This window comes from Spirulina sp. CCNP1310 (genome assembly GCF_034932185.1).
Lineage (GTDB): Bacteria > Cyanobacteriota > Cyanobacteriia > Cyanobacteriales > Spirulinaceae > Spirulina.
In genome coordinates this window covers 77,668-93,873 of the sequence record NZ_JAYGHW010000091.1, presented here as the reverse complement: position 1 = coordinate 93,873, position 16,206 = coordinate 77,668, and the positions used below count along the sequence as shown (strand labels likewise).

Here is a 16,206-nt window from a genome sequence, read left to right as displayed (position 1 = left end):
CCTTGAGAGCGCACCCATCTCCCCCACCGTATCTTGATGGACATTTTGGGGAGAAAAAAGTCGCTATGCTCTCTCTAATGCTGGCTTTGGGATCAAAATGCGCATTGAGCAAATACAAGGATTTTTAGCCGTAGTCAAGACGGGGAATTTTGGCCAGGCGGCGCGGGAATGTGGCATTACTCAATCGACGATGAGCCGCCAAATCCAAGCCCTCGAAACCGAAGTCGGGTTGCCCCTCTTTCACCGGAGCAATCAGGTTAAGCTCACCCTCGCAGGGGAACGGTTTTTGCCCAGGGCGCGGCGGATTGAGCAGGAATGGCGCAATATTCTCAATGAGTTGGGGGAGTTGCGGGAGGGGAAACAATCGGAACTCTGTGTGGCGGCGATCCATTCCGTTTGCTCCACGTTAATCCCCCCCGTTGTCCAACAGTTTTATCGCACCTATCCAGCGGTGCAGTTGCGGGTAACGGCCTTGGGGAGCGATCGCGCCCTCAAGGTGTTGCGGGATAATCTCGTCGATTTGGCGATCGTTATGCACAACCGCTTCCTCACCACGGGAGCGGAGATGGTCGTCGATCCCCTCTATGAGGAATCGATTCAGGTCTTGATGGCGAAAACCCATCCCTTAGCAGCCTATGGGGAAATTCCCTGGTTAGAATTGGTGCGGTATCCCCAAGTGGTGTTTAAGGATGGCTATGGGATGCAGCGGTTGGTACAGGAGCGGTTTGGGGAGTTGGGGGTGGAATTGAAAGCGGTGTTAGAACTGAATACCCTCGATGCCTTTCGGGGGGTGGTACGCCAAGGGGAATTAATTGCCCTCTTGCCCCAGTCGGCGTTATGGGATGTGGAGCAGGATCCGACATTGGCGGTGCGGGGAATCGGCGAGCTTACCCCCCATCTCCGCAAAGAGGAGCGGCTCCTCACCCGTCAAGTCGTCTGTGTCACCACCCAAGACCGCCTTGATATTCCCCCCATTGCCTATTTCCGCCAATTGGTGCAACAGTTTGCCCCGGTTTGTCGTGCGGCCCTCAACCCATCGGTGGAGGTTTAATGGTTGGCCGATACTTGGCCCCTGATTTTTCCTCCCCCCCATGCGGCGCCTGCAAATCCGGGTGTTGACGGAGAATTTGGACTTGACGGAGGAGATCATCACGACGCACCGGGTCAACGGTGGCCCACTGCTCTAGGACGGCAATTTGGGGGATTAAGAGGGGGATACTTTCGTAAGTGGTGAAGGCCTGTTCATAGGCAGCGGCGGCGGCGTTGTTGTCCCCTTGGCGGCGATACACCTCCCCCATGGCGGCCCACACCACCGCTTGATCAGCAAGATGGTTCGTGGCAAAGAGGACTGCGGCTTCCTCGTAGGTGGTTAAGGCGGTGCGGTAGGTGGCGAGGGCTGCTGTATATTGTCCCGCCTCTCGTTGGAGAGTGCCTAGCCGTTGGAGGGCGGTGGCGGTGTTTTCGGGCAGGTGCATGGCTTGGGTGATGGCGATCGCCTTTTCCTGGTAAGGAATCGCCCGCTCCGGTTGCCTTGCTTGGGTGTAGATTTTCACCACCTGACCAATAATTGTGAGGGGATCATAGCCCGTATTGTAGGATTGCTCTGCTATGGTTAACGCTTCCGTAAAATAGGCTTCCGCCCGTTCCCCTTGATCCAAATCCAGATAAAACTTGCCCAATTCCACGATCGCCAACCCTAAACCCAACGGCCCCACATTGGGGGAATCACTCCAATACCGGCGGGGATCACCTTCAGCGGCAATCAGTTCCGCCCGTTGCGCCTTAGCATCCTCAGCAATGGGGGCCAGATTATCTAAAGTCATGATCTGATACATCACCCTGAGGCGCGGCTCCATTACCGTAGCCGCTAGGCTGAGGGCTTCCTGATAGCGGGCTTGGGCTTGGGTGGGATGGCCTTGGGCCTGATGAATGAGGGCGATCGCATTCAACACCGGCAACTCCTCACCCCCACTCTCCACAGCCTGATATTGGGCTACTGCCTGCTCATAGGTGGCTAGGGCTGCGGTGAGTTGCCCTTGACGGTGTTGGAGGATCCCTTGATGAAACAGGGTAGTAGCGGTGGAGAAGGGATCGGCAGGTTGCTTCAGTGTGGCGGTATAGAGATCAGCAGCGGCTTGCCATTCCCCTTGGTTTTGATAAACGGCCCCTAAGGCTTGGGCCAGTTGATGGATGCGGTGGGGGGAAATTTGGGGCGTGATACGGTGGATTGCTTGGGCTTGGCGGTAATAGCGGAGGGCGAGGTCAGTTTGGCCTTGGTGATAGAATTGGGCGGCTAAACCTTCGGTAAATTCCACGGCTTCTTGATAATCCCGGCGCAGCACCATCCCATCAATTTCGTGATCATAGATGCGGAGGCCATCCTCCACAAGCCCAACGGTGATCAGAAATTGCGCCCAGAGAATCCGTTGCGCAAAGGGGGTGGTGATGTCGGGGAAGATTTGAGCCTGAAGTGGGGGGCGTTGCTCCCCTTGGGCGCGTAATGGCCACAGCAGCAATCCCAGCCCCAACAGCCCCGTCAGGAGCGCCCGTGATAGCGCACCGATGGCCACCCCCGAAACCTGCCGCTTCCTCATCTGTGCCATCCCCTTAACCTTCCTTTTTGCTTGGGGTGGGGGCAAAAAATTTTTTGCCCCTACAGGATTAATCTACTCTACAACCAGATTTTGGAATATCGCGATCCTTAATCAATCCTGGAGTTAGCCCTCACCCCCAACCCCTCTCCCAAGTTTGGGAGAGGGGAGTCGGACGCTTCAACAAAATTATCGCGAATTGCGATACCACCGGATTTTTCATTGAATTTTCATCGGATTTGGGGTTAGGATGACAGCTTGGTTTTACTGGCATTGTCTATGAGCGCATCCTCTTTCCGTCCTCTCCTCCAAAAGATCGGTAGTGGCCCCCACACCAGCCGCGATTTAACCCGCAGTGAAGCAGCGGCAGCGGCGGAAATGATGCTCAATGGTGAGGCGACACCGGCCCAAATTGGCGCATTTCTCATTGCCCATCGGATTAAACGCCCCACCGCTGAAGAGTTGGCGGGGATTCTCGATACCTATGAGCAATGGTGTCCCCCTCTGCCGGATTTGGGGTTAGGGCGGCCGGTGGTGGTGTTGGGCAATCCCTACGATGGGCGATCGCGCACGGCTCCCCTCGTCATCCTCACAGCGTTGATCCTTTCAGCGGCCGGTGTGCCGGTGTTGCTCCATGGGGGCGATCGCCTCCCCACGAAATACGGGCTACCGTTGATCACGATCTGGCAAGGTTTGGGGCTGGATTTCACGACGTTAGACCGTTCCCAAGTCTCAACGCTGTTGCAAACCACAAACCTCACTTTTTTCTACACGCCCCGCCATTTCCCGGCCCTCGAACCGATCAACGCATACCGGGATCAAATCGGCAAACGCCCCCCTTTAGCCACGGTGGAATTGATCTGGCTGCCCTATGCTGGCCCGGCTCATCTGGTGGCGGGCTTTGTCCATCCCCCCACGGAGCAATTTATTCAGGGTGCTTTGGCGTTGCGGGGGGTGAAGGATTATACGTTGGTGAAGGGTTTGGAGGGCAGTTGTGATCTACCGCGCGATCGCACGGCCATTATCAGTTATAGCGATGCTGAACAGTCGGAACCCCAACGGCTAAAGCTCCACAGTCGGGATTATGATTTGGGGGGGAAGGAGGTTCCGTTGGTGACGGAGGCGGATGTGGTGGGGGGCATTTTGGCGACGTTGAAGGGGGAGCAGGGGGATTATCAACAGGGGGCGATCTGGAATGGCGGGTTTTATCTCTGGCGCTGTGGGGTTTGTCCCTCTTTAACCGCAGGCTTGGCCACAGCCCAAGACCTCCTCACCAACGGCTCCGCCGCCGCCCAATTGGCTCAGATCCGCAACGCTGCGGTATGGCCATGATTCCCACAATGCTCACAAGTTTCCCGGCGGGCAATATTTTCAGAATGCCAAAAACCCTTATCAATAGGGTGTTTAAGATACTTTTCGAGGACCAAGCCTGAAGCCATTGGGTTAGGATCATGACCGGATCCGCAATCCTCCGGCTCTAACGGGAGGTTTCCCGTAAGATTAAAAGAGCAATACTCTCCCCCTCTTTTGTTGGTGGTTGATCTATGGCGGAACTCAAACTCCGTATCCATGTTGAAGGTAGCCCAGAACGAGTTCTCAACCTCACCCACGGGGAGTTGGTGATCGGTCGTTTGCCGGAATGCGATCTCTGTTTACCTTTCTCTGAAGTATCCCGCCACCATAGTCGGATTTATCAAGACCGCGATGGCCGGTGGATGATTGAAGATTTAGGCAGCACCAATGGCACTGTTGTCAATCAAATGCTGATCCAAGGGCCCCAGGCCCTCCAAAACAATGATGCTATTCAGGTGGGCAACACCTTTCTGATGGCTTACATCAGTCAGTTAATCACGGCAAAACGGACGCAAAACATTGCCAGCGGGCGGACAATCCTACGCAGCGCGGAGGAATTGCAACAGCAATGGCTCCAAATGGATCTATCCGATGAAACCTTCACCACCCAACAGCGGATGATCGCCCGTCTGCAATATCTGGTGGAAATTTCCAAGGGCCTCAGTTCAGCGGAATCCATTGATGCCATTTTTGAAAAAGTCCAGACGATTATTTTCAAGGAACTGAATGAAATTCAGCGGTTAGCGCTGCTGGTGGATGTGGAGGGCAATGGCACATTGCGCCTCGTTGATGCGGCGGCCCGCTATGCCGTCAACCCCTCCGAAACCCATAGCCAAAGCTGGATTAGTCGCAGTATTTGTAAGCGGGTTTTTGATGAAAAGGTGGCGATTAAAACCGTTGATGCCCAGGAGGATCAACGGTTTGAAGGGGAGAATAGTATTTTAGCGAAGGGGATTCGTGGCGCTCTAGCCGTGCCGCTGTGGGATAAAAATCAGGTGGTGGGGGTGCTCTATGCCGATGCCAGTTTACGGCTGAAGGAATCAGTGGATGCGGCGGAAGATGAGGAAGACCTCAGTTTTTTCTCGACGTTGGCGAATTTGGTGGCCTACAGTGTGCAGCGGTGGCTGTTGCGGCGCAAACTTCAGGGGGAAGAGCGGATCCGTCAACAGTTGGAGCGGTATCATTCTCCGGCGGTGGTGCAGCAATTAATTTCCGTGGGGGCGGTGGATCATGGCCGAATCAAGCCCATTGAAGCAGAGATTAGTATTATTTTTGCCGATATTGTTGGCTTTAGTGCGATGTCGGAGCGGATGACCCCAACGCAAATTGCTCAGATGCTCGATCGCTTTTTTGAGGAGATGTTGCAGTTTGTCTTTGCCATGGGGGGGACGCTGGATAAATTTATTGGCGATTGCATTATGGCGTTTTTTGGCGCACCGGAACCTCAGGAGGATCACGCCGATCGCGCCGTGCGGGCGGCCCTGGGAATGCTCAAGCGTTTGGATCAACTCAATGCGGTCAATACCTGGGAGCAACCCTTAGAACTCCATGTGGCCATTAACAGCGGTAAGGCAGTGGTGGGGGATGTGGGCAGTTCCCAGCGGGTGGACTATACGGTATTGGGGGCAACGGTAAATTTAGCTGCCCGAATGGAGGGGATTTGTCCCCCCAGTGAATGCGTGATTTCTGGGGATACCTACCACCAGCTTTCCAAATCAGAGGGCTTTTTTTTACTGGGCGATCGCACCTTCAAAGGCATTAACCGCCCCGTCCCCGTCTACCAAACCCGCCGCCGTAAACCCACCATTCAACGGCCCCTCTAGCCCGATTCCCTCCTATGCGACAATAGGGGCTGATCTTCCCCCTTCCCACTTCCCAACCCCTATGCCTTCCGTCGAAACTACCTCTGATGCCCTAGAAACACGGCGCGATCGCGAACCCCTCATCAGCCTAGCCCTCTATTCCGGGTTGAAATGGTCAATCATTGCCCCCGTGTTTAACACCTATTTCCGAGGACGCATCCACAATGTTGAGCGCGTCCCCCGTTCTGGCCCCCTGATCGTTGTAGCTAACCATGCCAGCCATTTTGATCCCCCCCTCCTTGCCACGGCATTACAGCGGCCCGTGGCCTTTATGGCCAAGGAAGAACTGTTTAAAATTCCAGTATTTGGGCCAGGAATTGCCCTCTATGGAGCCTATCCCGTCAATCGTAAATCCGCTGACCGCAGCGCCATCAAATCCGCCATCAAATCCAGTCATCAAGGCTGGGCTGTGGGCATTTTCGTTCAAGGTACACGCACCCCTGACGGTCGCGTCACAGAACCCAAACTCGGGGCGGCGATGTTAGCGGCCAAACTCAATGCCCCCTTGTTGCCAGCTAGTCTTTGGGGCACAGAAAAAATTCTCGTTAAAGGCTCTGCTTGGCCCCAGTCGGTTCCTGTGACAATCCGTGTCGGCGAAGTTCTGCCGCCGCCGGCCTCAAGCAAGCGGGCAGATTTGGAAGCGACGACGGCGTTATGTACGGAAAAAATCAATGCGCTCCATGGGTTAGGGCGGTAGGAGTCAGGGGGCGAAAAATTTAATTTTTCGCCCCTACATTTCCCGGAGGGCAGCGTTGGTGATGCTGTTGGCGGTGCGGATGTAGCGGTAGGTTTGGGGCTGGGTGATTTTGGCAACCTGGAATTGTTGGGCGGCCCGTTCCCATAAATCTGTATCCTCCCCATAGTTTAAATTTTGGAAACCCCCTAAGGCCATAAACACCTGACGTTTCCCGAAAAACGTGGCTCCCGTCACACAATCATAGAGATTAATTTTTTGCCCCGGTTGATAGTAATCTGCCACCCATTCATCCCCCTCAACTCTAAAACCGCCGCTGATTAAATCTACTTCGGGATGTGCGTTTAAATAGCTGAGGCGTGAACTGAGGTGATGGGGAAGATAGCGATCGTCACTATCAATAAAGGTAATATATTGCCCCCAAGCGGATTGAATCCCGGCATTGCGGGAAAATCCGGTTTTACGATTCTGGTGTTTTTGGTAGCGGATGCGGGCATTTTTTTGGAGAAAGGTGTTGGCGATCGCAAAGGATTCATCCTCACTGCCATCATCAATGATTAACAATTCCCAATCAGTAAAATCCTGAGCCAAAACACTTTGTATGCAATCGGTTAAATAGGCAGCGCGGTTATAGGTGGGGAGAATAATTGAAACGGTGGGAATGGGGGCAAAAGCAAGGGATTCCATGGGTTAAGGCTCAGGGATAACGGGGTTTTCTAGAGGTGCAGACTTGGCTTTCCGTTGCAGCCAATGGGGGAGGCGAATCCCGATCAACACATCATAAATAAACCCCCAAAAATCCCGCTGACTCTCCAAAATCCCCAAGGAAAGGGGGCTACCCTTCGCCTCTAGCATCGGCTTGGTGAGTTGGTAGGCGGCTTCGTATTTATACCAAGGGATCGAGGGCCAAAGGTGATGAACGAGATGGTAATTTTGGCCTAAAATGAGCAAATTCAAGAGGGGACTGGCATAGACGCGGGCATTTTTCCAGCGATCGCGCTCCTCAAAAGGGCGATGGGGCAAATAGTCAAAAAATAACCCCAGGGCAATCCCCACAAAACCAGCGGGCATAAACCAATAGGTGACGATATAGGAGAAAAAATCGTATTGCAGAGATAGCCAAACAATCCCCAATAAAAACGCCCGACTCAAAAACCATTCCAACAATTCATACTTGCGCCACAGCCGCCGCTGAAAGAAAAACATCTCATGGTAAAAAAAGCGCGGGGCAATTAACCACAGTGGCCCGCCGGTAGAAACCCAATGGTCGGGATCATTTTCGGGGTCATTCACATGGGCATGGTGTTGGAGGTGAACGCGGGTAAAGACGGGATAGGCGAACCCCAAGATTAAGGCGCTGATATGGCCCAGGGTGGCGTTAACAATGCGGTTGGCGTGGGCCCCATTGTGACAGGCATCATGGATAATTGACCCGGAAACATGGAGGGCGAGGAGCGTGCAACAAAAACAGAGCCAATGGGGCCAACCCCAGAGCCAAAACCCACAGTTTGCGCCAATCATCAGGGCGATCGCCCCCCCACAGAGCCACACATCCAAATTCATGCCCCCCGGTGCTTTCAGCAATTCACGGGGTACAGTAATGGCGATCGGTGCAGTGGGCAATGTGACAGGGGCGGGCATGGTGGCTTGATGAAGAAGCTTAAAGTTGTTTTGCGTATTGTATCCCCCTTTGTGGAGTCTGGGATGCGCCTGCAATGACAAAAGCCCCCAAGCGGGGGCCTTTGGTTGTGGCTTGTGGGAGAGCCAGCGGATTGCCAATCAGGATCTATTCTACTTCCGTCGCGCTAGAGCGGCGTTTGAGGAATGTAGACCCCAATGCGCCAATGCCTAACAAGGCCAAGAGCGTACCGGGTTCGGGAACAGCTTTGGCAACGGTCATATCATCAAAGGCAAACTGATCCCCTGGCACGCCATTCATCCGAAACTTAATCTGATCAAACCGTTGGTTATTGTTGCCCAATAACCCGAAATAAAATGCCGAGCCGTCAGTGCTCCCATTAATCCCTTGGGTGAAGGGAATATCAATTAAACTCAGGGCCTCACCATTGAGGAACAGTTCTAAAGCCACCGTCCCGCCATAATCCCCAAGATCATAACCATAGAACCCAAAACCTCCCACAGCTTGATCAAAATTCACCGTAAAATCAGCAACAGCATTGGTCAGCCAATATTGGCTCCCGGAAGCAGCATTGCGTCCTAGAGCAATTTCCCGCACAATGTCCTTTTTAATAGCTTCATTGGTATCGGGATCATTCAATAAATCGGTGTTAATGGTGCGGATTGAGGAATTGGGGCCGCCGCCGCTGAGGGTAGCAGTGGCAATGTCACCAAAGACGAGATCTAAATCTGCGGGGGTGAAGATGGCAAAACTTTCAAAATCTTCTGTGGCTGAACCATTGGTGAGGGCGGCGAGGAAAGCCGCTTCGGCGGCCCGGGCGTTGGTGATATCACTAAACAGCAGCCCTTCGCCCGGATTAGGGTTAATATCTTCACCAAAAAAGAGTTGGTAAGCACGGGCCGGGGCGGTTAACGTTGCCGTTACTAAGGTTGCGCCCAAGAGGCTCAGGATGGCTTTATTGTGAAACATAAGAGTTTGAACCATGAATTCAATGTGATGATTGGGGGAGGATGCTGATGCAACTCCACCTCTAGGGTAATCATTAACTTTGAATTCGACAATACTCTGATGGGAGAATTTTAAGTTTTTCCCTATTTTGTCGGTCTTTTCTCATCATTTTTGCTATGATTGTGATTTTATTTGGTCATATTTGTGATATTCATCACCATTTGCTCAAGTGATGTTGCGATCGCCACGCCTCCACCGTTTCCCATGCCTGTGCGACTAAATTTTCCGCTTCCATATCAAACCAATGGATGTGGGGGTTGGCTCGGAACCAGGTGCGCTGGCGTTTGGCGAATTGGGCAGTATGGCGGATGATCAGATCCTTTGTAGTTTCAAGGGCGATCGCCCCTTGTAAATATTGGCAAATTTCCCCATAACCCAAGGTTTTCAGCAAAGGGAGATCAAACCCGTAGCGATCGCCTAATCCCTGCACCTCCGCCACCAATCCCGCCGCAATCATCGCCTCCACCCGTTGGGCAATGCGGGCTTTGAGGCGATCGCCATCTAACCCCAGATACAACACCGGATAGGGGGGCGGGCATTCCCCCTGTTGCGCGGACATCCGCCGCCCCGTCACATAAAACACCTCTAGAGCGCGGATCGTGCGCGTACTATCGTTGGGGTGAATTTTCGCACTGGCCAGGGGATCAACCTGTTGCAACAGCGGATAACAATGGCCTTGGCCCAAGGTTTGGAGTTGGGCGCGGAGTTCCGTCTGGGGAGGGACGCGGGGGATTTTCAGGCCCTGGGCGATCGCCTTAATATACAGCCCCGTTCCCCCCACCAAGAGGGGAATATCATCCCGTTGGGCCAAAATGGCTTGGGCCTGGCTTTGATAGTCCGCTAGGGTCAGCGTTTCCGTCGGCTCGCAAATATCAATCAGGTCGTGAGGAATCAAGGCCAACTCCGCCGCCGTCGGTTTCGCCGTGCCAATATTCAACTCCCGATAGACTTGGCGGGAATCCGCACTGAGGATGATCGTGTTTAACCGGGTGGCTAAATCCAGAGCCAGACGAGTTTTTCCGCTGGCGGTCGGGCCACAGAGGACAATTAACCCCGCAACCATTACCTACAGCGCACTGGAATCTAAACTATCCGCCTCGCCAGGGGTTTGGGGCAGATGGAGGCCACATTCTTGCTTCACACCATGGAATCGCGTATCCCGTTCGTGGTCATCGTCCGCCATCAAGGGACGGCTCGAATGCCAATCACCCACGGTGGTATAGCCCAGATCAAAAAAGGGGTGATAGGGGAGGTTGTGCTGGCTGAGATAGGTGTAAATATCCTTGGCGTTCCAGGTCAGGATCGGGAGAATTTTGTAGAGATCGCCTTGGCGATTGAAGAAGCCTAAGGTGCGGCGGTGCTGAGTTTGATCACTGCGGAGACCGGCGAGCCAAGCCGTGGCTTGCAGTTCCCGCAATGCCCGTTGCATTGGCTCCACTTTGCGCAGTTGATCATATTGGTTGAGGGCTTCAACGGTTTTCTTTTCCCAGAGCTTGCCGTAGAGGGCCTCCATGCGGGCGGGGGTAAGGTTGGATTGATAAACCTTGAGGTTGAGATCGAGGCGTTGACTCAGTTCGTCGGCAAAGCGGTAGGTTTCCGCTGGGAGGTAGCCGGTATCAATCCAAATCACGGGAATATTGGGAATAATTCGGGTGACGAGGTGGAGCATCACCGCCGCTTGAATGCCAAAACTGGTACTCATCACCAGGCCACTGCCAAAGGTTTGATGACTCCAGGTTACGAGGTCGGCAGCGGTGGCCCGTTCAAATTGGGCATTGAGATGATCAAGATTGAGGTCGGGCGATGCAACAGCAAAGGTCATAAGCAGTTAGGGGGATGGTCAAGGCTGAGGATTTGGGGCGCGGGATTCGCTTGAGGGGACAGATCCCATGGAGCGCATGGATCGCCCTGAGGCAGCGGCGGGCGAGGCGAATCTGAGGATTTTCAGATGGAATTCTAAATTCATCCCAGTGTACAACGATTCTCCAACTTGCCACTAGGGGGAAAACCGTCGTCACTGGATTGCCATCGGGAATCCGATTCCAGAGGCGGTTCCCCCCAGTCCGTCGAGGATTGCAATCCCCGCCTCAGAGCGAAAACCTGTTAAAACGGGTTCCACCCTAAGCTCTAGCCCCCTTGCGCGATGAGCCAAGGAATTCAGTTCTTGGCGGATCAGGGTTCGGCAAAGGCATCCCCACGCCTCTTGAATTTTGCCTGACCGGATTTCCTCTCCTCTGAACATCGCAATGGGGAGGCGATCGCCTTTTGCCAAAACTCGCTATACTACAAAAATGTTACATCTCCACTCCCCGCAGCCATGACCCTAACTGAAGCGTGATTGCTCCCCCCATCCCCCCAGATATAGCAGTGCCACCCCATGACCCAAAAAAAGTAACAATTTTGGCAACGAAACCTTTAGCATAAGAGTGTGATTCAACCCCATTCGCCTTTGCATTCCTTAACCTCTGGGCATTGGTTTAAGCTGATCTGTGGTGCAAGTTTCCAAGACTTGCCCACCATCCGCAACTTAACCCTTGCCTACAGTTTAGCCGGTGCAGATTGTATTGATGTGGCCGCCGATCCGGCGGTGATTGCCGTTGCCCGTGAGGGGTTGGCGGTGGCCAGTCAGTTAGAGCCAACCGCTGCACCCTTACTGATGGCCAGCCTCAACGATGGCGTTGACCCCCATTTTCGTAAAGCCGAATTTGATCCCCACCGTTGCCCCCCGGATTGCCCGCGCCCCTGCGCTCAGATCTGCCCCACAGAGGCGATTCCCGCAACCCCGGCAACGGGGGTAATCGATGCCCGTTGCTATGGTTGCGGCCGTTGCCTGCCCATTTGCCCCCTGGGATTGATTGAGGAGCGGGCCTATGTTTCCGCGCCGGAATTGGTGGTTCCGCAACTGTTTGCCGCTGGCATTGATGCCTTGGAAATTCATACCCATTGCGGCAATGAGGAGGGGTTTGCACGACTATGGCGGGCAATTCAACCTTGGGGTCATCGCCTCCAATTGCTGGCCATCAGTTTCCCCGATCACCCCGATCTGATCCCCTACCTCCAAACCCTCACAAGGATTTTAGACCCCCTCCCCTGTCCCCTCCTCTGGCAAACCGATGGCCGTCCCATGAGTGGCGACATTGGCAAAGGCACGACCCACGCCGCCATTGCCTTAGCCCAAAAAGTCCTAGGGGCCAACTTGCCCGGCTTTATCCAATTGGCGGGGGGAACCAATGGGGCAACGGTGCCGAAGTTGCAGCAGTTGGGGCTGCTGTCGGGTCAGCCTTCCCCCATTGCTGGGGTGGGTTACGGGAGCTATGCCCGGCGGCTATTGGCCGGCCCCCTCGAAGCGGTAATGAGTCGATGCCCTCCCCACCTCGAAGCCCATCCCCATCTGCTGCGGGCTGCCATCGCCCAGGCCGTCACGTTAATTCGGCCCCTCAAGGTGGGTCAATCCTCCCGCGCTAGTCCCCCAAGGAACCCCTTCCCGGCTTAGTCCCCTGTTTGATGATCGTTCACCCCTATAACCCATCGTGTCTTTAACCCCTTTACCTGGATCGAATGCGCCCCACGGGGCAGCCCTGACCGCCACGACCCGCACGGAAATCACGGATAACTTGGATCAACTGTTGCAAATTTTCCCGCCCCAATTGGGGGAGGCGATCGCCCAACACCCCGAAAAGGACACGATGATTGAGGTGGTGATGGATTTAGGCCGCCTGCCGGAGGCCCGCTTTCCCACGGGGGCGCAGTTTTTAGGCGATCGCCCCATTACCCGCGAAGATTTGGCCTATAGCGTCCAAAATGTCGGCCTCTTTAGTGGCGATAACCGTGCGGGGATTGAGCGCACCTTGCATCGGATCAGCGCGATCCGCAACCGCCAAGGAGATATTATCGGCCTCACCTGCCGGGTGGGGCGGGCGGTGTTTGGCACGATTGGCTTAATTCATGATCTGGTGGAAACGGGCCAATCGATCCTGTTATTGGGTCGGCCAGGGGTGGGCAAAACCACCGCCCTCCGGGAAATCACTCGTGTTTTAGCCGATGATCTGCAAAAACGAGTGGTAATTATCGACACCTCCAACGAAATTGCCGGGGATGGCGATATTCCCCACCCCGCCATTGGTCGGGCGCGGCGGATGCAGGTGGCCCATCCGGAATTGCAGCATCAGGTGATGATTGAGGCGGTGGAAAACCATACGCCGGAAGTGATTGTCATTGATGAAATTGGCACGGAATTGGAAGCATTGGCGGCCCGTACCATTGCCGAGCGGGGCGTGCAGTTGGTGGGGACAGCCCACGGCAACCAGATCGAAAACCTGATTAAAAATCCCACCCTTTCCGATTTGATTGGCGGCATTCAAGCGGTGACATTGGGGGATGATGAGGCCCGCCGTCGCGGTTCCCAAAAAACCGTCCTGGAGCGGAAAGCACCTCCCACGTTTGAAATTGCCGTGGAAATGTGGGAGCGGCAACGGTGGGCGATTCATACCGATGTGGCCACGACGGTGGATCAACGGTTGCGGGGTCTTGAACCGCAGCCGGAGGTGCGGATGGTCAACGGTGAAGGGGAGGTGGAAATTGTTCAGGCCGCCGTTGTTCCCCAACCCAAACGGCCCAAAACCCCCGTTAATCCCCCCATTCAACTCCAGGGCTGGCGGTCTTCCGGGCGGATGCAGCCGGTTCCCACTACCCCCACAACGGCCTTTGATCAACTCTTGGAGCAGTCCCTCGATTTTGAGGAGGAATTTGGCGAAAAAGAGCGGTTTCCTGGCCCCAATGGCGAGGAATTTCCTGTTTATGTCTATTCCTATGGGATTGGGCGATCGCAACTTGAGGAAGCCATTGAACGGCTGAATGTGCCGGTGGTGATTACCCGGGATATGACCGGGGCGGATGTGGTGTTGGCGTTGCGATCGCAGGTGAAAAACCATACGAAATTGCGCCAAATTGCCAAGGCCCGCCAAGTGCCGATCCATGTGGTCAAAGCCAGCACATTACCCCAAATCACCAAAGCATTGCGGCGAATGCTCGATATGGATGATTACGATTCACCGGAAGCGATGGATCTGCGCCTGTTCAGCCACAATGGCAGCGATGACGAACTGGAAGCCCTCGAAGAGGCGCGGCTTGCTGTCGAGCAGATCGTCATCCCCAAGGGTCAGCCGGTGGAATTACTGCCCCGTTCCTCGAAGGTGCGCAAAATGCAGCACGAATTGGTCGAACACTACCGCCTCCAATCCGACAGTTTTGGCGAAGAACCCAACCGCCGCCTGCGGATCTATCCCGCTTAGTTGCCCTCATCCCCCAGCCCCTTCTCCCAAACAGGGCAAAGGGGAGCCGCATTCAAAGTCCCTCCCAACAGGGCGAAGAGGAACCCAATTCAAAGTCCCTCTCCCAATTTTGGGAGAGGGATTTAGGGTGAGGGCATAGGGGAAAAGCAAAGGATTCTCTCCTTCGTGTTTTACACTTGGAAAGAGGCATTTTGTGCGTTTTCCCCTCCTTTCTGGCGACAATGATCTTTCCTGAACTGTCTGAATTTCAAGCTCTGGCCCAACGGGGCAACTTTATTCCTGTCTATCAGGAATGGGTAGCGGATCTCGAAACGCCGGTTTCTGCTTGGTATAAGGTCTGTGGGGGACAGCCCTATAGTTTTCTCTTGGAATCCGTGGAAGGGGGGGAAAGTATTGGCCGCTATAGCTTTTTAGGCTGTGATCCCGTTTGGGTGCTTTCCACCCAAGGAGAGCAGACCCGCCAAACCCATCGCGATGGCACAATTCAGGACTACGAAGGCAACCCCTTTGATATTCTTACCCAATGCCTCGCCCCCTACCAGCCGGTAACATTGCCGGAATTGCCCCCTGGCATTGGCGGCCTGTTTGGTTTTTGGGGCTATGAGCTAATTCATTGGATTGAACCCCGCGTCCCCATCCATCCCCCCCAGCCGGAGGATCTCCCCGATGGGGTGTGGATGCAGGTGGATAATTTGATTATTTTTGATCAGGTGAAGCGGAAGATTTGGGCGATCGCCTATGCCGATCTGCGCGATCCGGAAGTGAATCTAGAGGCAGCCTATCAAGCCGCCTGCGATCGCATCACCAAACTCGTTTTAAAACTGCAACTCCCCCTCCCCATCGAAGCCAGGGCGATCGAACTGGCCAGCAGCAACAGCCCCGAACTCCCCTACACCAGCAACACCACCCCCGAACAATTCTGCGCCAACGTCGAAACCGCGAAAAACTACATCCACGCGGGAGATATTTTTCAAGTCGTCCTCTCCCAACGGCTCCAAACCCCCTACCACGGCGAACCCTTCAACCTCTACCGCTCCCTCCGCTTGGTCAACCCTTCCCCCTACATGGCCTATTTCCAGTTTGAGGACTGGCAAATCATCGGCTCCAGTCCGGAGGTGATGGTGAAGGCGGAAAAAGGCCCCGATGGCAAAACCCAAGCCATTGTCCGCCCCATTGCCGGAACGCGACGCAGAGGCAAAACCCATCAAGAGGATCTCGCCCTAGAGCAGGATTTGCTTGCAGATCCCAAGGAAATTGCCGAGCACGTTATGTTGGTGGATCTGGGGCGTAACGACCTGGGCCGGGTCTGCCGGTGGGGAACAGTGCAGGTTAACGAGTTGATGGTGATTGAACGCTATTCCCATGTGATGCACATTGTCAGTAATGTGGTGGGGGAATTAGCCGAAGATCAAACCGCTTGGGATCTGCTCAAAGCCACATTCCCCGCCGGAACCGTCAGCGGTGCGCCGAAAATTCGCGCCATGGAAATTATTCACGAACTGGAACCGGAAAGGCGCGGCCCCTATTCGGGGGTTTACGGTTACTACGATTTTGAGGGGCAATTGAATAGTGCGATCGCCATCCGTACCATGGTCGTGCGGCCCCAAGGGGTAGATCAGCACCTCGTTGCCGTCCAAGCGGGCGCGGGCCTCGTTGCCGATTCCGTCCCCGCATCGGAATATCAAGAAACCCTCAACAAAGCTAAGGGCCTCCTCGAAGCGATCCGTTGTCTGCGTTAGACCCCCCACAGGGGGGAGAGCCGGCTATG

At 54.6% G+C, this 16,206-nt stretch carries 13 protein-coding genes; 7 read left to right on the top strand and 6 right to left on the bottom strand.

Annotation, left to right across the window (positions count from 1 at the left end):
• The first annotated feature begins 97 nt into the window (after positions 1–97).
• Entirely contained in the window at positions 98–1,051 is a 954-nt protein-coding gene (locus VB712_RS16140; protein ID WP_323256562.1) for a LysR family transcriptional regulator, read from the top strand.
• Here the strand turns inward: VB712_RS16140 and VB712_RS16135 are convergent.
• Entirely contained in the window at positions 1,029–2,603 is a 1,575-nt protein-coding gene (locus tag VB712_RS16135; protein WP_323256560.1) for a tetratricopeptide repeat protein, read from the bottom strand. The two genes, VB712_RS16140 and VB712_RS16135, sit on opposite strands and share 23 nt — an antisense overlap.
• A 267-nt stretch (positions 2,604–2,870) precedes the next feature.
• On the opposite strand from VB712_RS16135, the gene VB712_RS16130 reads away from it, so the two are divergent.
• The 3 genes from VB712_RS16130 to VB712_RS16120 all read left to right on the top strand — a co-directional run bounded on the left by VB712_RS16130 (position 2,871) and on the right by VB712_RS16120 (position 6,503).
• The gene (locus tag VB712_RS16130; protein WP_323256558.1) at positions 2,871–3,923 is read left to right on the top strand and encodes an anthranilate phosphoribosyltransferase family protein; all 1,053 of its coding nucleotides are present in this window, start codon (positions 2,871–2,873) and stop codon (positions 3,921–3,923) included.
• Positions 3,924–4,135: 212 nt separating this feature from the next.
• Complete coding sequence (locus tag VB712_RS16125) at positions 4,136–5,767, top strand: adenylate/guanylate cyclase domain-containing protein (protein WP_323256556.1); 1,632 nt, start codon at positions 4,136–4,138, stop codon at positions 5,765–5,767.
• Between the two features lie 61 nt (positions 5,768–5,828).
• Complete coding sequence (locus VB712_RS16120; protein WP_323256555.1) at positions 5,829–6,503, top strand: lysophospholipid acyltransferase family protein; 675 nt, start codon at positions 5,829–5,831, stop codon at positions 6,501–6,503.
• A gap of 33 nt (positions 6,504–6,536) precedes the next feature.
• Here the strand turns inward: VB712_RS16120 and VB712_RS16115 are convergent, their stop codons facing one another.
• From VB712_RS16115 to cysH, 5 genes are all read right to left on the bottom strand, one after another.
• A complete protein-coding gene (locus VB712_RS16115) occupies positions 6,537–7,187 on the bottom strand; it encodes a glycosyltransferase family A protein (protein ID WP_323256553.1) in 651 nt (216 codons plus the stop codon).
• A 3-nt stretch (positions 7,188–7,190) separates the two neighbouring features.
• On the bottom strand, positions 7,191–8,123 hold the full coding sequence (gene crtR, locus VB712_RS16110; protein WP_416236374.1) for a beta-carotene hydroxylase: 933 nt from the start codon (positions 8,121–8,123) through the stop codon (positions 7,191–7,193).
• Between the two features lie 163 nt (positions 8,124–8,286).
• On the bottom strand, positions 8,287–9,123 hold the full coding sequence (locus tag VB712_RS16105; RefSeq protein ID WP_323256549.1) for a PEP-CTERM sorting domain-containing protein: 837 nt from the start codon (positions 9,121–9,123) through the stop codon (positions 8,287–8,289).
• 178 nt (positions 9,124–9,301) lie between these two features.
• On the bottom strand, positions 9,302–10,210 hold the full coding sequence (miaA, locus tag VB712_RS16100; RefSeq protein WP_323256547.1) for a tRNA (adenosine(37)-N6)-dimethylallyltransferase MiaA: 909 nt from the start codon (positions 10,208–10,210) through the stop codon (positions 9,302–9,304).
• A 3-nt stretch (positions 10,211–10,213) separates the two neighbouring features.
• On the bottom strand, positions 10,214–10,969 hold the full coding sequence (gene cysH / locus VB712_RS16095) for a phosphoadenosine phosphosulfate reductase (RefSeq protein ID WP_323256545.1): 756 nt from the start codon (positions 10,967–10,969) through the stop codon (positions 10,214–10,216).
• A gap of 606 nt (positions 10,970–11,575) precedes the next feature.
• On the opposite strand from cysH, the gene ldpA reads away from it, so the two are divergent.
• From ldpA to trpE, 3 genes are all read left to right on the top strand, one after another.
• Positions 11,576–12,640, top strand: a complete 1,065-nt coding sequence (gene ldpA / locus VB712_RS16090) for a circadian clock protein LdpA (protein WP_416236368.1) — start codon at positions 11,576–11,578, stop codon at positions 12,638–12,640.
• 85 nt (positions 12,641–12,725) lie between these two features.
• Complete coding sequence (locus VB712_RS16085) at positions 12,726–14,438, top strand: R3H domain-containing nucleic acid-binding protein (RefSeq protein ID WP_416236373.1); 1,713 nt, start codon at positions 12,726–12,728, stop codon at positions 14,436–14,438.
• 221 nt (positions 14,439–14,659) lie between these two features.
• The gene (gene trpE / locus VB712_RS16080; RefSeq protein ID WP_323256538.1) at positions 14,660–16,177 is read left to right on the top strand and encodes an anthranilate synthase component I; all 1,518 of its coding nucleotides are present in this window, start codon (positions 14,660–14,662) and stop codon (positions 16,175–16,177) included.
• Positions 16,178–16,206 lie beyond the last annotated feature (29 nt).